Source organism: Pantoea sp. X-Soil-MYKO-1289 (assembly GCF_059730625.1).
In genome coordinates this window covers 3,748,713-3,770,490 of the sequence record NZ_AP036004.1, presented here as the reverse complement: position 1 = coordinate 3,770,490, position 21,778 = coordinate 3,748,713, and the positions used below count along the sequence as shown (strand labels likewise).

At 58.7% G+C, this 21,778-nt stretch carries 10 protein-coding genes, 1 tRNA gene and 3 rRNA genes; 9 read left to right on the top strand and 5 right to left on the bottom strand.

Annotated elements, in window-relative coordinates; genetic code table 11:
• Nucleotides 1–15 precede the first annotated feature (15 nt).
• Nucleotides 16–1,605 (bottom strand): bifunctional phosphoribosylaminoimidazolecarboxamide formyltransferase/IMP cyclohydrolase, encoded by a 1,590-nt coding sequence (purH, locus tag AC6I7Z_RS17925; RefSeq protein WP_497815195.1) that lies wholly within the window; start codon nucleotides 1,603–1,605, stop codon nucleotides 16–18.
• A gap of 614 nt (nucleotides 1,606–2,219) precedes the next feature.
• Between purH and AC6I7Z_RS17920 the strand changes: the two genes are divergently transcribed.
• The 8 genes from AC6I7Z_RS17920 to aceK all read left to right on the top strand — a co-directional run bounded on the left by AC6I7Z_RS17920 (nucleotide 2,220) and on the right by aceK (nucleotide 13,457).
• Nucleotides 2,220–3,761: ribosomal RNA gene (locus AC6I7Z_RS17920) — 16S ribosomal RNA — on the top strand.
• A gap of 92 nt (nucleotides 3,762–3,853) precedes the next feature.
• Nucleotides 3,854–3,928: transfer RNA gene (locus tag AC6I7Z_RS17915), tRNA-Glu, on the top strand.
• A gap of 212 nt (nucleotides 3,929–4,140) precedes the next feature.
• Nucleotides 4,141–7,045, top strand: a 23S ribosomal RNA gene (locus AC6I7Z_RS17910).
• 199 nt (nucleotides 7,046–7,244) lie between these two features.
• Nucleotides 7,245–7,360, top strand: a 5S ribosomal RNA gene (rrf, locus tag AC6I7Z_RS17905).
• The 16S, 23S and 5S rRNA genes sit together here with 1 tRNA gene alongside, the layout of an rRNA operon.
• A 239-nt stretch (nucleotides 7,361–7,599) precedes the next feature.
• The gene (gene metA / locus AC6I7Z_RS17900) at nucleotides 7,600–8,529 is read left to right on the top strand and encodes a homoserine O-succinyltransferase MetA (RefSeq protein WP_497815194.1); all 930 of its coding nucleotides are present in this window, start codon (nucleotides 7,600–7,602) and stop codon (nucleotides 8,527–8,529) included.
• 262 nt (nucleotides 8,530–8,791) lie between these two features.
• The gene (gene aceB / locus AC6I7Z_RS17895) at nucleotides 8,792–10,363 is read left to right on the top strand and encodes a malate synthase A (protein WP_497815193.1); all 1,572 of its coding nucleotides are present in this window, start codon (nucleotides 8,792–8,794) and stop codon (nucleotides 10,361–10,363) included.
• Nucleotides 10,364–10,379: 16 nt separating this feature from the next.
• Nucleotides 10,380–11,681, top strand: coding sequence for an isocitrate lyase (gene aceA, locus AC6I7Z_RS17890; RefSeq protein ID WP_497815192.1), 1,302 nt, complete (start codon nucleotides 10,380–10,382; stop codon nucleotides 11,679–11,681).
• 57 nt (nucleotides 11,682–11,738) lie between these two features.
• Complete coding sequence (gene aceK, locus AC6I7Z_RS17885; protein ID WP_497815191.1) at nucleotides 11,739–13,457, top strand: bifunctional isocitrate dehydrogenase kinase/phosphatase; 1,719 nt, start codon at nucleotides 11,739–11,741, stop codon at nucleotides 13,455–13,457.
• Here the strand turns inward: aceK and iclR are convergent.
• Nucleotides 13,454–14,281, bottom strand: a complete 828-nt coding sequence (gene iclR, locus AC6I7Z_RS17880; RefSeq protein WP_497815190.1) for a glyoxylate bypass operon transcriptional repressor IclR — start codon at nucleotides 14,279–14,281, stop codon at nucleotides 13,454–13,456. The genes aceK and iclR overlap by 4 nt on opposite strands.
• A 195-nt stretch (nucleotides 14,282–14,476) precedes the next feature.
• Between iclR and metH the strand changes: the two genes are divergently transcribed.
• A complete protein-coding gene (gene metH, locus AC6I7Z_RS17875; protein WP_497815189.1) occupies nucleotides 14,477–18,160 on the top strand; it encodes a methionine synthase in 3,684 nt (1,227 codons plus the stop codon).
• Nucleotides 18,161–18,282: 122 nt separating this feature from the next.
• Here metH and AC6I7Z_RS17870 read toward each other — a convergent pair whose 3' ends face one another.
• From AC6I7Z_RS17870 to AC6I7Z_RS17860, 3 genes are read right to left on the bottom strand one after another with little or no spacing between them, the layout of a single operon-like run.
• Nucleotides 18,283–20,373, bottom strand: a complete 2,091-nt coding sequence (locus AC6I7Z_RS17870; protein ID WP_497815188.1) for a YjbH domain-containing protein — start codon at nucleotides 20,371–20,373, stop codon at nucleotides 18,283–18,285.
• Nucleotides 20,373–21,110, bottom strand: a complete 738-nt coding sequence (locus tag AC6I7Z_RS17865) for a capsule biosynthesis GfcC family protein (RefSeq protein ID WP_497815187.1) — start codon at nucleotides 21,108–21,110, stop codon at nucleotides 20,373–20,375. The genes AC6I7Z_RS17870 and AC6I7Z_RS17865 overlap by 1 nt, the downstream gene beginning before the upstream one ends.
• The gene (locus tag AC6I7Z_RS17860; RefSeq protein WP_497815186.1) at nucleotides 21,107–21,754 is read right to left on the bottom strand and encodes a YjbF family lipoprotein; all 648 of its coding nucleotides are present in this window, start codon (nucleotides 21,752–21,754) and stop codon (nucleotides 21,107–21,109) included. Before AC6I7Z_RS17860 ends, AC6I7Z_RS17865 begins: the two co-directional genes overlap by 4 nt.
• Between the last annotated feature and the right edge of the window lie 24 nt (nucleotides 21,755–21,778).

Sequence of the window (21,778 nt, the reverse complement as noted above, 5' to 3'; positions counted from 1 at the left end):
TTGCTCTCCGGATAATTAATGGCGGAAGTGGCGCATGTCAGTGAAGATCATGGCGATGCCGTGCTCATCTGCCGCGGCGATAACCTCCTCGTCGCGAATAGAGCCGCCCGGCTGGATAACGCAGGTGACGCCGACGGCCGCCGCGGCATCGATACCGTCGCGGAACGGGAAGAACGCATCGGAAGCCATCGCCGAGCCTTTTACCTCCAGCCCTTCGTCCGCCGCCTTGATGCCGGCGATCTTAGCGGAGTAGACGCGGCTCATCTGGCCGGCGCCGATGCCGATGGTCATATTGTCGCGCGCATAAACGATGGCGTTGGATTTCACGAACTTCGCGACCTTCCAGCAGAAGAGCGCGTCGCGCAGCTCCTGCTCGCTCGGCTGACGCTTGCTGACCACGCGCAGCTGGCTCGCGTCTACCATGCCCAGATCGCGATCCTGCACCAGCAGGCCGCCGGTAACGCGTTTAAAGTCGAGACCGGCGACGCGCGCCTGCCACTGGCCGCAAACCAGCACGCGAACGTTCTGCTTGGCCGCCGTAACTTTCAGCGCCGCTTCGCTGGCGGAAGGGGCGATGATCACTTCGACGAACTGACGGCTGATGATCGCCTGCGCGGTGGCTTCATCCAGCTCGCGGTTGAAAGCGATAATGCCGCCGAAGGCAGAGGTCGGGTCGGTCTGATAAGCGCGCTCGTACGCCTCAAGGATCGATGCGCCAACGGCGACGCCGCAGGGGTTAGCATGTTTGACGATAACGCACGCCGCTTCGCTGAACGCCTTCACGCACTCCAGCGCCGCGTCGGTATCGGCAATGTTGTTATAGGAGAGCGCTTTGCCCTGCACCTGCTGCGCGGTCGCCACCGACGCTTCCTGCACGTTCTCTTCTATATAGAAGGCGGCGTCCTGATGGCTGTTTTCGCCGTAGCGCATATCCTGCTTCTTAATGAAGTTCAGGTTGAGCGTGCGCGGGAAACGGCCGGCGGGTTGATTACGCTCCCCATGATAGGCGGGAACCAGCGAGCCAAAGTAGTTGGCGATCATGCTGTCGTAGGCCGCGGTATGCTCAAACGCTTTAATCGCAAGGTCAAAACGGGTTTCCAGCGTCAGCGAGTTTTCGTTGGCGTCCAGCTCCGCCACAATGGCGTCGTAGTCGCTGCTCTTGACCACAATCGCTACGTCTTTATGGTTCTTGGCGGCTGAGCGCACCATGGTCGGGCCGCCGATATCGATATTCTCGACCGCATCTTCCAGCGTGCAGCCTTCGCGCGCGACGGTTTGCGCGAAGGGATAGAGGTTAACCACCACCATATCGATAGGTTCGATAGCGTGCTGCGCCATAATGGCATCATCCTGGCCGCGACGACCCAGAATGCCGCCATGCACTTTCGGGTGCAGCGTTTTGACGCGTCCATCCATCATTTCCGGGAAGCCGGTGTAGTCAGACACTTCGGTAACGGCGAGACCCGCATCGGCCAGCAGGCGAGCGGTTCCGCCTGTAGAGAGGAGTTCGACGCCGCGGCTGGAGAGCGCCTGAGCAAATTCGAGGATACCTGCTTTGTCTGAGACACTCAGCAGAGCGCGGCGTACAGGACGACGTTGTTGCATGGTGGTTTTATCCCTTGGCTTTGTTTCGCGTAAATAAGAGCGTTACATCAAGCTTAGCGATCTTCTTATGAATAAAAAGAGGCGAAACTTCAGGTAACGCCCCGAAAAGGGGCATCCGTGACGTCGCGGGGCATTGTAGCGAAAACGTTTGCGTGCTGCTCGCAAAAATTCGTTTTGAAATGCATTGTGGATAACTTTGTGGGTAATCACGTATAAGGCGGGGTTTTGCTGTGGAATGCAGCGAACGGTCATTTTTCTGCAATTTAGCTGTTGCGCTCTCTGAACGACTCCCTATAATGCGCCTCCATCGACACGGCACAACGGCTTACGGAATGCGGTGTTGAGGTGATGAAAGTCACCGTCAGTCAGAGCGAAAATAAACGCTTGACTGACACAGAGAGTAGCGTAATATACGCCACCTCGCAGCAGCAGGCTGAGCCGCTGGATGCACCGCTCTTTAACAATTTATCAGACAATCTGTGTGGGCACTCGAGAGCAGATATCAAAGCCTCCGGGCTTAAAAAATATCAAGCCTCACGAGTGGACACATAATGACATTCATTATGACGTTTTACAGATGAGCACCGCTTAACTGGTTTAAGCAAATCAAACTTAAATTGAAGAGTTTGATCATGGCTCAGATTGAACGCTGGCGGCAGGCCTAACACATGCAAGTCGAACGGCAGCACAGAAGAGCTTGCTCTTTGGGTGGCGAGTGGCGGACGGGTGAGTAATGTCTGGGAAACTGCCCGATGGAGGGGGATAACTACTGGAAACGGTAGCTAATACCGCATAACGTCGCGAGACCAAAGTGGGGGACCTTCGGGCCTCACACCATCGGATGTGCCCAGATGGGATTAGCTAGTAGGTGGGGTAACGGCTCACCTAGGCGACGATCCCTAGCTGGTCTGAGAGGATGACCAGCCACACTGGAACTGAGACACGGTCCAGACTCCTACGGGAGGCAGCAGTGGGGAATATTGCACAATGGGCGCAAGCCTGATGCAGCCATGCCGCGTGTATGAAGAAGGCCTTCGGGTTGTAAAGTACTTTCAGCGGGGAGGAAGGCGATGCGGTTAATAACCGCGTCGATTGACGTTACCCGCAGAAGAAGCACCGGCTAACTCCGTGCCAGCAGCCGCGGTAATACGGAGGGTGCAAGCGTTAATCGGAATTACTGGGCGTAAAGCGCACGCAGGCGGTCTGTCAAGTCGGATGTGAAATCCCCGGGCTTAACCTGGGAACTGCATTCGAAACTGGCAGGCTAGAGTCTTGTAGAGGGGGGTAGAATTCCAGGTGTAGCGGTGAAATGCGTAGAGATCTGGAGGAATACCGGTGGCGAAGGCGGCCCCCTGGACAAAGACTGACGCTCAGGTGCGAAAGCGTGGGGAGCAAACAGGATTAGATACCCTGGTAGTCCACGCCGTAAACGATGTCGACTTGGAGGCTGTTCCCCTGAGGAGTGGCTTCCGGAGCTAACGCGTTAAGTCGACCGCCTGGGGAGTACGGCCGCAAGGTTAAAACTCAAATGAATTGACGGGGGCCCGCACAAGCGGTGGAGCATGTGGTTTAATTCGATGCAACGCGAAGAACCTTACCTACTCTTGACATCCACGGAATTTGGCAGAGATGCCTTAGTGCCTTCGGGAACCGTGAGACAGGTGCTGCATGGCTGTCGTCAGCTCGTGTTGTGAAATGTTGGGTTAAGTCCCGCAACGAGCGCAACCCTTATCCTTTGTTGCCAGCGATTCGGTCGGGAACTCAAAGGAGACTGCCGGTGATAAACCGGAGGAAGGTGGGGATGACGTCAAGTCATCATGGCCCTTACGAGTAGGGCTACACACGTGCTACAATGGCGCATACAAAGAGAAGCGACCTCGCGAGAGCAAGCGGACCTCATAAAGTGCGTCGTAGTCCGGATCGGAGTCTGCAACTCGACTCCGTGAAGTCGGAATCGCTAGTAATCGTGGATCAGAATGCCACGGTGAATACGTTCCCGGGCCTTGTACACACCGCCCGTCACACCATGGGAGTGGGTTGCAAAAGAAGTAGGTAGCTTAACCTTCGGGAGGGCGCTTACCACTTTGTGATTCATGACTGGGGTGAAGTCGTAACAAGGTAACCGTAGGGGAACCTGCGGTTGGATCACCTCCTTACCTGAAGATACTGCCTTCGAAGTGCTCACACAGATTGTCTGATAGAAAAGTAAAGAAGCAAGACGGCTGCGAAGTCGTGACGCATTTTTTGTGTCCCCTTCGTCTAGCGGTTAGGACTCCGCCCTTTCACGGCGGCAACAGGGGTTCGAATCCCCTAGGGGACGCCACTTGCTTGGTGACAGGTGAAAGGTGTCTCCACGAAATATCTCAAAGCCGGCGGCAACGTCAGGTTTGAGATATTGCTCTTTAACAATCCGGAACAAGCTGAAAATTGAAACGACGCGCGGCGTTATTCCCCCGTAACAGGGAGTAAAGGCGGCGCGTTCGAGTCTCTCAATTAATCACATCCGCGACGTCGCAAGACGCCTGTGGGTTGTGAGGTTAAGCGACTAAGCGTACACGGTGGATGCCCTGGCAGTCAGAGGCGATGAAGGACGTGCTAATCTGCGAAAAGCGCCGGCAAGGTGATATGAACCGCAACAGCCGGCGATGTCCGAATGGGGAAACCCAGTGTGTTTCGACACACTATCGCAACATGAATACATAGTGTTGCGAGGCGAACCGGGGGAACTGAAACATCTAAGTACCCCGAGGAAAAGAAATCAACCGAGATTCCCCCAGTAGCGGCGAGCGAACGGGGAGCAGCCCAGAGCCTGAATCAGCTTGTGTGTTAGTGGAAGCGTCTGGAAAGTCGCAGGGTACAGGGTGATACTCCCGTACACGAAAACACACATTCTGTGAGCTCGATGAGTAGGGCGGGACACGTGGTATCCTGTCTGAATATGGGGGGACCATCCTCCAAGGCTAAATACTCCTGACTGACCGATAGTGAACCAGTACCGTGAGGGAAAGGCGAAAAGAACCCCGGCGAGGGGAGTGAAACAGAACCTGAAACCGTGTACGTACAAGCAGTGGGAGCCTCTTTGTGGGGTGACTGCGTACCTTTTGTATAATGGGTCAGCGACTTATATTCTGTAGCAAGGTTAACCGTATAGGGGAGCCGCAGGGAAACCGAGTCTTAACTGGGCGTTAAGTTGCAGGGTATAGACCCGAAACCCGGTGATCTAGCCATGGGCAGGTTGAAGGTTGGGTAACACTAACTGGAGGACCGAACCGACTAATGTTGAAAAATTAGCGGATGACCTGTGGCTGGGGGTGAAAGGCCAATCAAACCGGGAGATAGCTGGTTCTCCCCGAAAGCTATTTAGGTAGCGCCTCGTGAACTCATCTCCGGGGGTAGAGCACTGTTTCGGCTAGGGGGCCATCCCGGCTTACCAACCCGATGCAAACTGCGAATACCGGAGAATGTTATCACGGGAGACACACGGCGGGTGCTAACGTCCGTCGTGAAGAGGGAAACAACCCAGACCGCCAGCTAAGGTCCCAAAGTCATGGTTAAGTGGGAAACGATGTGGGAAGGCCCAGACAGCCAGGATGTTGGCTTAGAAGCAGCCATCATTTAAAGAAAGCGTAATAGCTCACTGGTCGAGTCGGCCTGCGCGGAAGATGTAACGGGGCTAAACCATGCACCGAAGCTGCGGCAGCGACATGTAAATGTTGTTGGGTAGGGGAGCGTTCTGTAAGCCGTCGAAGGTGTGCTGTGAGGCATGCTGGAGGTATCAGAAGTGCGAATGCTGACATAAGTAACGATAAAGCGGGTGAAAAGCCCGCTCGCCGGAAGACCAAGGGTTCCTGTCCAACGTTAATCGGGGCAGGGTGAGTCGACCCCTAAGGCGAGGCCGAAAGGCGTAGTCGATGGGAAACAGGTTAATATTCCTGTACTTGGTGTTGCTGCGAAGGGGGGACGGAGAAGGCTATGTTGGCCGGGCGACGGTTGTCCCGGTTTAAGCGTGTAGGCTGAGCATCCAGGCAAATCCGGATGCTTAAGGCTGAGGCGTGACGACGAGGCACTACGGTGCTGAAGCAACAAATGCCCTGCTTCCAGGAAAAGCCTCTAAGCTCCAGGCAACACGAAATCGTACCCCAAACCGACACAGGTGGTCAGGTAGAGAATACCAAGGCGCTTGAGAGAACTCGGGTGAAGGAACTAGGCAAAATGGTGCCGTAACTTCGGGAGAAGGCACGCTGGCGCGTAGGTGAGGGGACTTGCTCCCGGAGCCGAGGCCAGTCGAAGATACCAGCTGGCTGCAACTGTTTATTAAAAACACAGCACTGTGCAAACACGAAAGTGGACGTATACGGTGTGACGCCTGCCCGGTGCCGGAAGGTTAATTGATGGGGTTATCCGTAAGGAGAAGCTCTTGATCGAAGCCCCGGTAAACGGCGGCCGTAACTATAACGGTCCTAAGGTAGCGAAATTCCTTGTCGGGTAAGTTCCGACCTGCACGAATGGCGTAATGATGGCCAGGCTGTCTCCACCCGAGACTCAGTGAAATTGAAATCGCTGTGAAGATGCAGTGTACCCGCGGCAAGACGGAAAGACCCCGTGAACCTTTACTACAGCTTGACACTGAACACTGGTCCTTGATGTGTAGGATAGGTGGGAGGCTTTGAAGCGTGGACGCCAGTCTGCGTGGAGCCGTCCTTGAAATACCACCCTTTAATGGCTGGTGTTCTAACGTAGGCCCGTTACCCGGGCTGCGGACAGTGTCTGGTGGGTAGTTTGACTGGGGCGGTCTCCTCCCAAAGCGTAACGGAGGAGCACGAAGGTTGGCTAATCCTGGTCGGACATCAGGAGGTTAGTGCAATGGCATAAGCCAGCTTGACTGCGAGAGTGACGGCTCGAGCAGGTGCGAAAGCAGGTCATAGTGATCCGGTGGTTCTGAATGGAAGGGCCATCGCTCAACGGATAAAAGGTACTCCGGGGATAACAGGCTGATACCGCCCAAGAGTTCATATCGACGGCGGTGTTTGGCACCTCGATGTCGGCTCATCACATCCTGGGGCTGAAGTAGGTCCCAAGGGTACGGCTGTTCGCCGTTTAAAGTGGTACGCGAGCTGGGTTTAGAACGTCGTGAGACAGTTCGGTCCCTATCTGCCGTGGGCGCTGGAAAACTGAGGGGGGTTGCTCCTAGTACGAGAGGACCGGAGTGAACGCACCGCTGGTGTTCGGGTTGTCATGCCAATGGCACTGCCCGGTAGCTAAGTGCGGAAGAGATAAGTGCTGAAAGCATCTAAGCACGAAACTTGCCCCGAGATGAGTTTTCCCTGACCCCTTGAGGGTCCTGAAGGGACGTTGAAGACGACGACGTTGATAGGCCGGGTGTGTAAGCGCAGCGATGCGTTGAGCTAACCGGTACTAATGACCCGTGAGGCTTAACCTTACAACGCCAGAGGCGTTTTGTGAGACGCGAAGATTTTCAGCTTGTACCGGATAAAGAACTAGCGGGAACGAAAGATTTTGCGCTGAAGCAAGGCGGCAAGCGCGGTAAAGGAAGGAGCATACTGAGGTATGTGACTGACTTTACGAGAGCAGCCAACGCAGCAGCAGCGTAAAAGATTCGTTCCGAGCACAAGAATTTGCCTGGCGGCCTTAGCGCGGCGGTCCCACCTGACCCCATGCCGAACTCAGAAGTGAAACGCCGTAGCGCCGATGGTAGTGTGGGGTCTCCCCATGCGAGAGTAGGGAACTGCCAGGCATCCAAACAAAAAAGCCCTCTGCTGACGCAGAGGGCTTTTTTACGTCTGGCGATCGGCGAAAAAAACGCCTCAGATGCTCTCTTTGTCGCCTGTTCCTACCTTTCCTTTTTCATTTTGCCGTTTAAAGCTGAAAGATTTTCATAAATCGCATGAAGACTCGACATCATCATGACGCCAGGCTATTGTTGGGCATCTGGATGTCTAAACGTATATACGGTTGTAAAGAGGAAAGTCACACATGCCAATCAGGGTTCCCGACGAATTACCGGCAGTAAATTTCTTGCGTGAAGAGAACGTCTTTGTCATGACTTCGTCGCGCGCCAGTGTTCAGGAAATCCGTCCGTTGAAAGTTCTGGTGCTCAATCTGATGCCGAAAAAGATTGAGACGGAAAACCAGTTCCTGCGTCTGCTTTCCAACTCGCCCTTACAGATCGATATTCAGCTGCTGCGCATCGACAGCCGCGAATCGCGTAATACGCCAACAGAACATCTCAACAACTTCTACTGCAACTTTGACGATATTCAGCACGATAACTTCGACGGGCTGATCGTCACCGGCGCGCCGCTGGGCCTGGTCGATTTCAACGACGTCGCCTACTGGCCGCAGATCCAGCGCGTGTTGCACTGGGCGAAAGAGCACGTTACCTCGACGCTCTTTGTCTGCTGGGCGGTGCAGGCGGCGCTTAATATTCTCTACGGCATCCCCAAACAGACGCGGCAAAACAAACTGTCGGGCGTCTATGAACATCAGATTCTGCATCCGCATGCGCTGCTGACGCGCGGCTTTGACGACAACTTTCTCGCGCCCCATTCACGCTATGCCGATTTCCCGACGCAGCTCATCACCGATTACACCGATCTGGAGCTGTTCGCCGAATCTGAAAAGACCGGCGCCTATCTGATGGCCAGCAAAGACAAGCGTCTGGTCTTTGTTACCGGCCACCCTGAATATGACGCGTTGACCCTGTCAGGCGAATACCATCGAGACTACGAGGCGGGGCTGCAGCCGGAGGTACCGTTCAACTACTTCCCGCAGGACAACCCGGAGCTGCCGCCACGCGCCACCTGGCGCAGTCACGGCAATCTGCTGTTCTCTAACTGGCTGAATTACTATGTGTACCAGATTACGCCATTCGATCTGCGTCGCATGAATCCCACGCTCGAATAATCGATTTCCTCGTTTGTCTTTACCGTGCCAGCTGCAAAGCTGTCACGGTTTTTTTATGCCTGTCTCTTGTCGAAAACCGCTCCCTTTAATTAAAAAATTTTAATTTCATTTTAATCATCTGGTTACATGAGTTTTTAAATTAAAATGGAAATAGTTTTTGATTTTGAAAATGGCGAGTATATGCTTGGATCCTGTAGCGCAAAAATTATCCTTTAACCGGATCGCTATGACAGGATCCGATCGGCGACAGGAGCGATCTCGCATGACCGACACGATAATTCATAGCGATCTTACCTTCACACAACCCTTCTCCCATGCGGAACAGCAGCTGCTAACCCCAGAAGCCCGGCAGTTTTTGCTTGAACTGGTCACGCATTTCTCCGCTGAGCGTGAAAGGCTGCTTGTTCTCAGACAGCAGCGGCAGCAGCGTTATGACGCTGGCCAGCTTCCTGACTTCGATATGGAAACTGCTTCCATTCGTGAAAGCGCATGGCGTATCGGCACCATACCTGATGACCTGTTGGATCGGCGCGTGGAAATTACCGGGCCGCCGGAACGCAAAATGGTCATTAACGCCCTGAACGCGAACGTGAAGGTCTATATGGCGGATTTTGAGGACTCGCTGACGCCGCAGTGGGACAAGCTGATAGAGGGACAGCAAACGCTGCGTGAGGCGGTGAACGGTACGCTCAGCTTTACCAGCGAAAGCGGGAAGATCTACCAACTGCGTGCCGATCCTGCGGTGCTAATGTGCCGCGTGCGCGGCCTGCATCTGGATGAAAAACATGTGCAGTGGCAGGGCAAGGCGATTCCCGGCGGGTTGTTTGATTTCGCTCTCTACTTTTTCCACAACGCCGCCGCGCTGCTCAACAAAGGCAGCGGGCCTTACTTCTATCTGCCGAAAAGCGAAAGCTGGCAGGAGGCTGCATGGTGGCGCGAGATCTTTTGCTTCGCTGAAGATCGCTTCCAGCTCCCGCGCGGCACCATCAAGGTCACGGCACTGATCGAAACCCTGCCAGCGGTATTCCAGATGGATGAGATCCTGTGGAACCTGCGCGACCATATTGTCGGCCTTAACTGCGGCCGCTGGGATTACATCTTTAGCTATATCAAAACGCTGCGTCATTATGGCGACCGCATCCTGCCCGATCGCCAGTCGATCACCATGGCGCAGCCTTTCCTGGATGCTTATTCGCGGCTGCTGGTGAAAACCTGCCATCGTCGCGGTGCGTTCGCGATGGGCGGCATGTCGGCCTTAATCCCAGCCAAAGAGCGCGCGCGCAATGAATGGGTACTGCAGCGCGTGCGCGAAGATAAACAGCGTGAAGCGGATAACGGTCACGACGGCACCTGGATAGCCCATCCTGGACTGGCTGATACGGCGATGGCGGTCTTCGACGCCGCACTCGGCGAGCGGCAAAACCAGCTCGACGTGCTGCGCGAAAAGGATGCGCCTGTCGACGCCGCACAGCTGCTGGCACCCTGCGCAGGCGAACGCACCGAAGCGGGTATGCGCGCGAATATCCGCGTCGCGCTGCGTTATCTGGAGGCCTGGCTGGGCGGCAACGGCTGCGTGCCGATCGACGGTCTGATGGAGGATGCCGCCACGGCGGAAATTGCTCGCACCTCCATCTGGCAGTGGATCCATCATCAGCAAACCCTGAGCGACGGTCAGCCCGTCAGCGCCGAAAGCTTTCTGCGCATGCTGGATGAAGAACGACGCCAGCTCAACGATGCGCGTTATGACGACGCGGCGCGGCTGATGGCGCAAATCACCACTGAAGACGAACTGGTTTCATTTCTTACTCTGCCGGGCTATCGCCTGATCCCCTGAAAAAGGAGCCGTTGCCATGACTCGTATCCAACAGATTCAGCAGCTTGAACAAGCCTGGCGCGCACCGCGCTGGGAAGGCATCACGCGTCCCTACAGCGCGGAAGAGGTCGTTAAACTGCGCGGCTCGGTTAATCCGGCCTGCACGCTGGCGCAGCGCGGCGCGGAAAAGCTCTGGACGCTGCTCAACGGCGCAGCGCGCAAAGGCTACATTAACAGCCTTGGCGCACTCACCGGCGGCCAGGCGTTGCAGCAGGCGAAAGCGGGCATTGAAGCGATCTACCTTTCCGGCTGGCAGGTGGCGGCGGATGCCAATCTTGCCGGACAGATGTATCCCGATCAGTCGCTCTATCCCGTAAACTCGGTACCGGAAGTGGTGCAGCGCATCAATCAGACCTTTCAGCGCGCCGATCAGATTCAGTGGGCGAACGGCGCTGAACCAGGTGATGAGGCGTACATTGACTATTTCCTGCCGATTGTCGCCGATGCCGAAGCGGGATTTGGCGGCGTGCTCAACGCCTTTGAGCTGATGAAAGCGATGATTAGCGCGGGCGCCGCAGCGGTACATTTCGAAGATCAGCTGGCGGCGGTGAAAAAGTGCGGCCATATGGGCGGCAAGGTGCTGGTGCCGACGCAGGAAGCGATACAGAAACTGGTGGCGGCACGGCTGGCGGCTGACGTGATGGATGTGCCGACTATCCTGTTAGCGCGCACCGACGCCGATGCGGCCGATCTGATTACGTCCGACTGTGACGAGTATGACCGGCCGTTTATTCGCGGCGATCGCACGGCGGAAGGCTTCTTTCGCACGCACGCGGGCATCGAGCAGGCGATCAGCCGCGGGCTGGCCTATGCGCCCTACGCTGATGTGCTGTGGTGCGAAACTTCGACGCCGGATCTGGTGCTGGCGCAGCGCTTCGCCACGGCCATTCACGCACGCTATCCCGGCAAGCTGCTGGCCTATAACTGCTCGCCCTCATTTAACTGGAAAAAGAACCTCGACGACCGCGCCATCGCAGGCTTTCAGCAGGCGCTGAGCGAGATGGGCTATCGCTTCCAGTTCATCACCCTGGCGGGCATTCACAGCATGTGGTTCAACATGTTCGACCTGGCGCACGCCTATGCCCAGGGAGAGGGCATGCGCCACTACGTCGAAAAGGTGCAGCAGCCGGAGTTTGCGGCGCGCGATAAAGGCTACAGCTTCTCATCCCATCAGCAGGAAGTGGGGACGGGCTATTTCGATCGGGTCACTACGCTGATCCAGGGCGGCCATTCGTCGGTGACGGCGCTGACCGGCTCGACCGAACAGCACCAGTTTTAACGCGCTATCAGATTGCCTGCCCGACGCGTTTGGGCAGGCTTTTGACGGGAGCAGCCTGTGCCGCCACGCGAATCCTTAATTGCTCATACCATCCTGCAAGGCTTTGACGCGCAGTATGGCCGCTTTCTTGATATTACCGCTGGCGCGCAGCAGCGCTTTGAACAGGCGGACTGGCAGGCAGTACAGCAGGCGATGAAAACGCGCATCCACCTTTACGATAGCCATGTCGCGCTGGTGGTGGATCAGCTGCGCATCCTCAACGACGCGGCGCACTGGGACGATGCGTTCTGGCTACAGGTCAAGCAGGACTACGAAGCGCTGCTGCCGGACTATCCGCGCGCGGAAATCGCCGAAAGCTTTTTCAATTCAGTCTATTGCCGTTTGCATGGGCATACCCACCTGCAGCCGAAGCGGCTGTTTATCTTCTCGACCCAGCAGCGCGCCGCGCAGCCTGCACGACCGCTGGCGCGACGCTATCAGCCGCAGCACGGCTGGCAGGCGATGCTGGAGCAGGTGCTGCGCGATACCATGCTGACGCTGCCCTGGCAGGACCGCGCGCGCGACGCCAGCTATATCCTGCGCCATCTGCAACAGCATTTCAGGCTGGATGGCGGCTGGCTGGAGGTGGCCAGCGAGCTCTTTTTCCGTAATAAAACCGCGTGGATCGTGGCGCGTCTGCACCTGCCGCACGCCATTTTTCCCTGTCTGCTACCGGTTCAACGCACTGCCCAGGGCGAGCTGTGGATCGATACCTGCCTGACGGATGCTAACGACGCCAGCATCGTATTCGGCTTCGCCCGCGCCTACTTTATGGTGTACGCGCCAGTGCCCGCTGCGCTGGTGGCGTGGCTCCAGCCGATTCTGCCAGGCAAAACGCTCTCTGAGCGCTATATGGCCATCGGCTGCCAGAAGCACGGCAAAACCGAAAGCTACCGCGACTATCTGCATGCGCTGGCGCACAGCGACGCGGCATTCGAAATAGCGCCCGGCGTGCGCGGCATGGTGATGCTGGTCTTTACGCTGCCGGGCTTTGATCGCGTCTTTAAAGTGATCCGCGATCGCTTTGCGCCGCAGAAAGAGGTGACGGAGGCGCAGGTGCGCGCCTGTTATCAGCAGGTCAAAGAGCACGACCGCGTCGGCCGTATGGCGGACACGCTGGAGTTCGAGCAGTTTGCGCTACCGCTGGCGCGTATCCCGCCTGCGCTGATGGCGGAGTTTCAGGCCAGCATTGCCACGAAGATGCATATCGACGGCGACCGCCTGATTATCCGCCATCTGTGGCTGGAGCGGCGTATGCAGCCGCTCAACCTCTATCTGGCGCAGGCGAACAGCGAAGAGCGGCGGCACGCGGTTGAGGAGTATGGCAACGCCATCAAACAGCTGGCGGCGGCCAATATTTTTCCCGGTGATATGCTGTTCAAAAACTTCGGCATGACGCGGCACGGACGCGTGGTGTTTTACGACTACGATGAAATCCGGCCAATGGATGAGCTGCACTTCCGCGACGTGCCGCAGGCGCGCTACGACGAAGACGAACTGAGCGCCGAACCCTGGTACAGTGTCGGCCCGGACGATGTCTTTCCTGAAACCTTTCGCTACGCGCTGTGCAGCGAAGCCGCGACCGGCGCGCTGCTGCAACAGCTGCATCCTGAACTCTTCGATGCGGGCTGGTGGCGTGCCCAGCAGCAGCGCATCCGGCAGGGGCATGTGGAAGAGGTGATTGCCTGGCGTCAGGCGCAGCGCTTCAGCGTGCGCTACGCCCGCGCGCTGGCTTAGCGGCCGCTGTAGGCCAGCGTCACCTGGCGCGCCTCGCGGATCACCAGCGCGCCCAGCTCGGTAATGCGATCGTCCGTCATACGCGCGATCGGCCCGGATATCGACAGGGCGGCAAAGGGCTCGCCGTGCTCGTCGTAGATGGGCGCGGCGACGCAGCGCAGTCCCAGCGCATGCTCCTCATCGTCAAAGGCGAAGCCGCCTTTGCGCACCTGCGCCAGATTGGCCTTCAGGCTCTGCGGCGACATCAGGGTATTGGGCGTGTAGTAGTGCAGTCCTTTCTGATGCAGCAGCGCGGTGACCTGCTCATCGCTCAGGTGCGCTAGAAAAGCCTTGCCCGCGCCTGAGGCGTGCATCGGCAGCTTGCCGCCAATCGGCGCCGACATGCGCATCAGCTGGGTGCACTGCACCTGATCGATGATCACCGCCTGATAATCGCTGAGATCCAGCACGGCCAGATTGACCGTTTCGCCAGAGGTTTCCATCAGCGTGCGCAGCACGGGATGAACCAGCGCCAGCAAATTTCGGCTCTGCAAAAAACTGCTGCCGACCACGAAGGCGTGCGCGCCAATCGTCCACAGGCCGAGATCGCCGGTCTGATGCACAAAGCCTTGCTGCTGCATCGTCGTCAGCAAACGGTGCGTGGTGGAGTTAGGCAATCCAGCCTGCTGCGCCAGTTCGGTCAGCGCCACGCTGCCGTGGGAGTCGGCGATCAGCTCCAGCAGATGCAGGCCGCGTTGCAGAGACTGCACCTGGCCGTTGGCTGGCGGCGCGGCAGGGGTGCCGCGCGGTTTTTTGCCGCGTTTAGCGGGAACGGGCGTAACCATTGAGGTATCTCCTTGCGCAAAGTGGAAATCATTTTCAGCTTAATTGCGCAATTTGCAAACCCGCGCTTTCTGGTCTGACCTGTGGCGCGATCGGGCTGAAAATGTCTCACCTGCTGCGGCTTTCTCCTCTGCGTAAGTTATGACAGTATGAGGCGCTGGCGTTTTAGCCAGCAAATTGAGCGAAACGAGGCAAGAGTGAGCGACAGAATCGAAGCGCTGCATCAGCAGCTCGCGCAACGCATCATGGTGCTGGACGGCGGCATGGGCACGATGATCCAGAGCTACAGGCTGGACGAGCAGGATTTTCGCGGCAGCCGCTTCGGCGACTGGCCCTGCGATCTCAAAGGCAACAACGATCTGCTGGTGCTCAGCAAGCCTGACGTGATCCGCGAGATCCACCACGCCTATCTGGAAGCGGGCGCCGATATTCTGGAAACCAATACCTTTAACGCCACCACCATTGCGATGGCGGATTACCAGATGGAAGCGCTCTCGGCGGAGATCAACTTCGAGGCCGCCCGACTGGCGCGCGCCTGCTGCGACGAATGGACGGCGAAAACGCCGCATCGTCCGCGCTACGTCGCCGGCGTGCTCGGCCCGACCAACCGCACCTGCTCAATCTCGCCGGACGTCAACGATCCCGCTTACCGCAACGTCACCTTTAACCAGCTGGTAGCAGCCTATCGTGAATCGACGCGCGCGCTGGTGGAAGGCGGCGCCGATCTCATCATGATCGAAACGGTATTCGACACGCTGAACGCCAAAGCGGCGATTTTCGCGGTGCAGAGCGAGATGGAGGCGCTGGGCGTCAACTTGCCGCTGATGATCTCCGGCACCATTACCGACGCCTCTGGCCGTACGCTCTCCGGCCAGACCACCGAAGCTTTCTATAATTCGCTGCGCCACGCCGAACCGCTGTCGTTCGGCCTTAACTGCGCGCTCGGGCCGGACGAGCTGCGTCAGTATGTGGCGGAGATGTCGCGCATCGCCGAGTGCTATGTCACCGCGCACCCGAACGCCGGACTCCCCAACGCCTTCGGCGAATACGATCTCGATGCCGACGTCATGGCCGATCAGATCGGCGAATGGGCGCGCGCCGGTTTCCTTAACATTATCGGCGGCTGCTGCGGCACCACGCCGCAGCACATCAGGGCGATGGCGGATATCGTCGCCGGGGTGGCGCCGCGCAAACTGCCTGAACTGCCGGTCGCCTGTCGTCTCTCCGGGCTTGAGCCGCTTAACATCAGCGGCGACACGTTGTTCGTCAACGTGGGCGAGCGCACCAACGTCACCGGCTCGGCCAAATTTAAGCGCCTGATTAAAGAAGAGAAATACAATGAGGCGCTGGAAGTGGCGCTGCAGCAGGTGCAGAGCGGCGCGCAGGTAATCGACATCAATATGGATGAGGGCATGCTCGATGCCGAGGCGGCGATGGTGCGCTTCCTTAACCTGATCGCCGGCGAGCCCGATATCGCGCGCGTGCCCGTTATGATCGACTCCTCAAAGTGGGAGGTGATCGAAAAGGGGCTGCAGTGCATCCAGGGCAAAGGCATCGTTAACTCGATCTCGATGAAAGAGGGCGAGGAGACCTTTATCCGCCATGCGCGGCTGGTGCGCCGCTACGGCGCGGCGATGGTGGTCATGGCCTTCGACGAAGCGGGCCAGGCGGATACGCGCGCGCGCAAAATCGAGATCTGCCGCCGCGCCTATAAGATCCTCACCGAGCAGGTCGGCTTTCCGCCGGAAGATATTATCTTCGACCCGAATATCTTTGCCGTCGCCACCGGCATCGACGAGCACAACAACCATGCGATGGACTTTATCGGCGCCTGCGAAGATATCAAGCGCGAGCTGCCGCATGCGATGATCTCCGGCGGCGTCTCTAACGTGTCGTTCTCTTTCCGCGGCAACGATCCGGTACGCGAAGCCATCCACGCGGTGTTCCTCTATTACGCCATCCGCAACGGCATGGATATGGGCATCGTCAATGCTGGTCAGCTGGCGATTTACGACGATCTTCCCGCCGAGCTGCGCGAGGCGGTAGAGGACGTTATCCTTAATCGCCGCGACGACGGCACCGAGCGTTTGCTGGCGCTGGCGGAGAAGTATCGCGCCAGCAAAGGCGACGGCGCCGAGGAGAAGCAGCAGGCGGAATGGCGCGGCTGGGACGTGGTTAAGCGTCTCGAATATTCGCTGGTAAAGGGCATCACCGAGTTTATCGAGCAGGACACCGAAGAGGCGCGTCAGGCGTCGGCGCGGCCGATTGAGGTGATTGAAGGTCCGCTGATGGCGGGTATGAACGTGGTGGGCGACCTGTTCGGCGAAGGGAAGATGTTCCTGCCGCAGGTGGTGAAGTCGGCGCGCGTGATGAAGCAGGCGGTGGCTTACCTTGAACCCTATATTCAGGCCAGCAAAGAGGCGGGCCGCAGCAACGGCAAAATCGTGCTGGCGACGGTAAAGGGCGACGTACATGACATCGGTAAAAATATCGTTGGCGTGGTGCTGCAGTGCAATAACTACGAGATTATCGATCTTGGCGTGATGGTGCCGAGCGATAAAATCCTGAAAACCGCTATCGAACAGAAGGCCGATATTATCGGACTGTCGGGCCTGATTACGCCGTCGCTGGATGAGATGGTGAACGTCGCCAAAGAGATGGAGCGTCAGGGCTTTACGTTGCCGCTGCTGATTGGCGGCGCGACCACTTCAAAGGCGCACACCGCCGTGAAGATCGAGCAGAACTACAGCGGCCCGACGGTCTATGTGCAGAACGCCTCGCGCACCGTGGGCGTGGTGTCGTCGCTGCTCTCGTCGACGCTGAAAGAGGATTTTGTGGCGCGCACACGCAAAGAGTACGAGACCGTGCGCATCCAGCACGCGCGTAAAAAACCGCGCACGCCGCCGGTGTCGCTGCAGGTTGCGCGCGATAACGCGGTGCCCATCGACTGGGAAAGCTATACGCCGCCGGTGGCGCATCGACTCGGCGTCAGCGAGATAGCGGTCGGCATCGACACGCTGCGCCACTACATCGACTGGACGCCGTTTTTTATGACCTGGTCGCTGGCGGGCAAGTATCCGCGCATTCTGGAAGATGAGGTGGTGGGCGAAGAGGCGAAGCGTCTGTTTGCCGACGCCAACGCCATGCTGGACAGGCTGAGCGCGCAAAAAGCGCTGACGCCGCGCGGCGTGGCAGGCATCTTCCCGGCTAACCGCGTCGGGGACGATATTGAGATTTACCGCGACGAGAGCCGCCGCGAGGTGGTTGCTGTCAGCCATCATCTGCGCCAGCAGACGGAGAAAACCGATTTCCCCAACTACTGTCTGGCCGATTATGTTGCGCCGAAGACCAGCGGCAAGGCCGACTATCTGGGCGCGTTTGCCGTGACCGGCGGCCTTGAAGAGGACGCGCTGGCGGAGGCGTATGACGCGCAGCATGACGACTACAACAAAATCATGGTCAAAGCGGTGGCCGATCGGCTGGCGGAGGCCTTCGCCGAGTATCTGCACGAGCGGGTGCGTAAGGTGATCTGGGGCTTTGCCGCCCATGAGAACCTGAGCAACGAGGAGCTGATCCGCGAAAATTATCAGGGCATTCGTCCCGCGCCGGGCTATCCCGCCTGTCCGGAGCATACCGAGAAAGCGGCGATCTGGCAGCTGCTGGATGTAGAAACCCACACCGGCATGAAGCTCACCGAATCCTTCGCCATGTGGCCGGGCGCGTCGGTTTCAGGCTGGTACTTCAGCCATCCCGACAGCCGCTACTTCGCGGTGGCGCAGATCCAGCGCGATCAGGTCGAGGATTATGCGGCGCGTAAAGGCATGGCGGTGAGCGAGGTTGAGCGCTGGCTGGCGCCGAATTTGGGGTATGACGCGGATTAAAACCACGGACGGCTTCGAAAGTAAAAGGCAGGCGGCGCGGGCCGAACGAGCAGGAATGCCTTGAACGATGTGCGATCTGCATTGACCAATAATAAAGGCGGCCGTCAGGCCGCCTTTTTTCATCAATTGAAGCGCGCGTCGCGGTCTGACGTCAGATCATACAGCTGATACTTGCGTCCCAGCATCTGCCCGCCGTCACGCGTCAGCGGCACCCAGTTCACCTGCGCGCGGCCGCGCGTCGGGGTGACGGTAAAGAGATCCATTGGAATCGACAGGTAGAAACCTTTGGTGAAATCGCCTTCGCCATACTGTTCTGACGACACGTTGGTTTTGGTGGCATAGACGCCCACCATGACGCCGCTGTCAAAGCGCTTCGACACGTCGATCGTCACGCCTTTGTCCTTCGCCAGATATTGTCCGACACTCGCCTTCACCAGCAGATCCTGCATAAACCACGGACGCCAGTACGCCGTTACATGGCCGGTCGGCGCCTTGTAGTTGGTGAACTGCATCATGTTGTCCCAGTCGCGCTGGCGCACATAGTTGGCGTCGACGCCAACGGCCCAGTTGCTGTCGATCGGTCGGTAGAGCATCTCGCCGCCGACGCCGCCGTACATGGTCTCAAGGTAACCGCCGTACATCTGGCCGTAGAAGCCGTTGCCGAGGTAACCCATGTAGTTGGCCTGCAGATCGTTAACGTAGACGTTGTTCTCGACGTAGTCGCGAATATGGGTGCGCACGCGCGGCAGCGTCGAGTCGGCGGGCGCGCCGTTGTAGTTGAACTTGTCGTAGTTATTGGCGATGTTGCCGAACAGGCTGCCGCCCACCAGCAGGTGATCGGTAAACCAGTAGTCCAGGTTGCCCATCACGCCGACCTGATACATATAAAAGCTTTCCGGGCCGCCGACCGACTGGTTCAGCACCGGCGACAGGCTGTAGTTGAGGCGCTCTTTACGAATAAAGAAGCCCTGCTCGGTCTCGCCCGCATCCACCGGGTTCATGCGCGTCTGGCGCAGCGGCTGCTCCTGACCGAGCGGATAGCCCGCCAGCTCATTGCGCAGGCTGCTGACGTCGGTGCGCGTCGTGACCTGCGGCATATTGAAGCGCGACTCGGTCACCTCGATCGTTTCGATGCCCGCCGGCAGGTTATTCATGATGATGCGGTTGGCGCGATCGACCCCTTCGCGCGTGTCGCGATATTTGGTCTGCTCGCCGGAGACGAACAGCGTGCTGCCCCGGGTCTGAATGCGCGGCCCGCTCAGCCCGGCGTTGTACTTCAGATCGCTCAGCTGGCTGGCGACCACGGTCGGCTCCAGCATGCTCTCCTGCGGCTGAGGGCGGTACTCGGGCTTCGCGCTGTCGATATGCGTCTGGCGCAGATCGTTGAAGTTGGTGCGCAGCGTCACGCCGAACATAAAGGTGTTGCCGCGCTCGTAGCTGGCGTTGATATCGGCCCAGTCGGTAACGCGATAAATCGCCCCGACGTTAACCTTGCTGCGCTGTTCGAGCCTGCCGGCGAAGTCATCCTGATAATCGTTGCCTTCATACTCCAGCTTGAGGCGCAGCGGCTGCCACGGCGTCTGATACTCCACGCCGCCGAACAGCGCCGACGGGCCGTGAAACATTTGCGAGCCGTTGATCGAGCCCGCTTCGCCAACGCCGGGGCGCTGGCAGTAGCTGTCGCTGTAGGAGCAGAAGGGGTTTTTCACCGTGCCGCTGTTGCCGAGATAGCCCCAGCCGAGGCCAAGGGTAAAGTCGAAGGGTCCCCAGGCTTTGCTCGCCACCAGATATTCGCTGTCGAACAGGCCGGTGCCGCCGAGATCGCGCGAGCCTAAAGCGACCTCCGGCAGCCAGTAGCTCTCTTTCAGCAGGCGCAGCTTAAGGTCGAACGCCTTGTCTTTATAGCTCTGGTTGCCGCTGAAGCTCTCTACGGCGCTGTAGCGTCGCGTGCGCACGTCGGTATAGCGCACCGTGGTCTCCAGCCAGGGCAGCAGCTGCAGCGAGGCGGAGTAATAGCGGTACTGATCGTTATCGCGGAAGTTAAGGCTGAACTCGCCCTCGCGCGCCATGCGCGCGGTCGGCACCTGCAACAGGCCGACGCCGCCGAAGTCAGACTGCGACGGACCCACCGGGTCAGGAAAGGTATCGGCCTGCGCCTGGCATGCGGCGGCCACGGAAACAGCCAGCAGGCTGAAAAGAAGTCGTTTATTCATCACTCTGGCACCCGGTGAGTCAGAACAGAAATCATGCGCTGGTTCAAATCGTCATATGCGTCAGGCAGGCTCCAGGAGGAGAAGCCCAGCCAGATAATGCTGCCGGGCGCAACTTCCCTGTGGCGCTGATTCCAGTAGGCCACCGGCACGCGCTGCGTTTCGCCGGAGGGGGCGATCACCGTGGCGTAGCTGTTCTCCGCGCCGGAAAGAGGCTGATGCTGCGCCAGATAGTCGCGCACCGTCTGGCCTGGCTGCCAGCTGACTTTGCCTGCGCCGCGCAGCGCGCCCAGCAGCCATACGCCGTCGGACGGCGGCGTCAGCCAGAGGTCGTAGCGGCCTTCCAGGCGACGGTTGCCCTCGGGATGGAGGCGGATCGCGTCGGGATCGAGAGAGACGAACTGGCGGCCAGCAACCTTGACGGCGCTGAGCTGGCGCAGCACCTCGCCGATAGCGGCGGCGCGATCGCCGCTGCTCTGCGCCTGCCAGGCGCGCAGATCGGCCAGCGTCTGCTGCTGCTGGCGCTGCGCGGCCGCGCTGGCGTTGCGCGCCGCGATAACCGCGCCGCGCCACCAGACGGCGTCCATCAGCGCAGGCTGCGTCGTCAGCTGCGCCAGATCCTGCACGTTTTCGAGCGTGGCGCTGCCCTGCGCGCTATGCACCGTAACCTGACCCGCCGCCCACGCGGCGCTGCTGCCGGCCAGCATCAGGGCGGCCAGCAAAGAGAGTGTTGTTTTCATGATTTCGCCGGCTTCAGAAGGGTAGTGGCAACAGGGAAGTCGTCCGCAGCCAGCATCTGGCGCGCCTGCACCACATCGCCGCTGCCGTTATCGATCCAGAAGGTGTTCTGCCACGCGCGGCCGGTGGCCTCGATGCGCGCCTGCTCGGTCCAGACGCGACAGGCGACGCGGCGGCCCGCCAGCGTCAGCACCTCGTCCGCGCCGCGCGTAAAGCGCGAGCTGACCGTGGCGGCGCGCGTCTCGCCGTGCTCGGTCCACTGCGCGATGCGCGTCCAGCTGGCGCCGTCGCGCAGATGGAGCGCATCCGCCAGCGGATCCTGCGGCAGATTGCTCACTTCTTGCAGGTTATCCGGCAGGCCGAGCGTTTTCACCAGGCGACCATGCCGGGTCACCAGCATGGCGTTGTCCTGGGTGATCCACTTCTGCTGGCCATTTTCGTTATAGCCCAGCACCACGAAAATCTGCGGGCCTTCGTTAATCCGCGCGTAGAGGCTGGCGTAGGGCAAATCGGCGATCTGCTGGCTGGTTTTAATCACGTCATCGGGGCCGGAGACCGCCATCATAACGGTCTGTTCCAGCCCTTTTTGCGTCTGCGTGCAGGCCTGCAGCAGCAGGCAAGCCAGCAACAAAGGAAGTTGGCGCACTGTGTGTCCCTGTAAAAGAAGCCA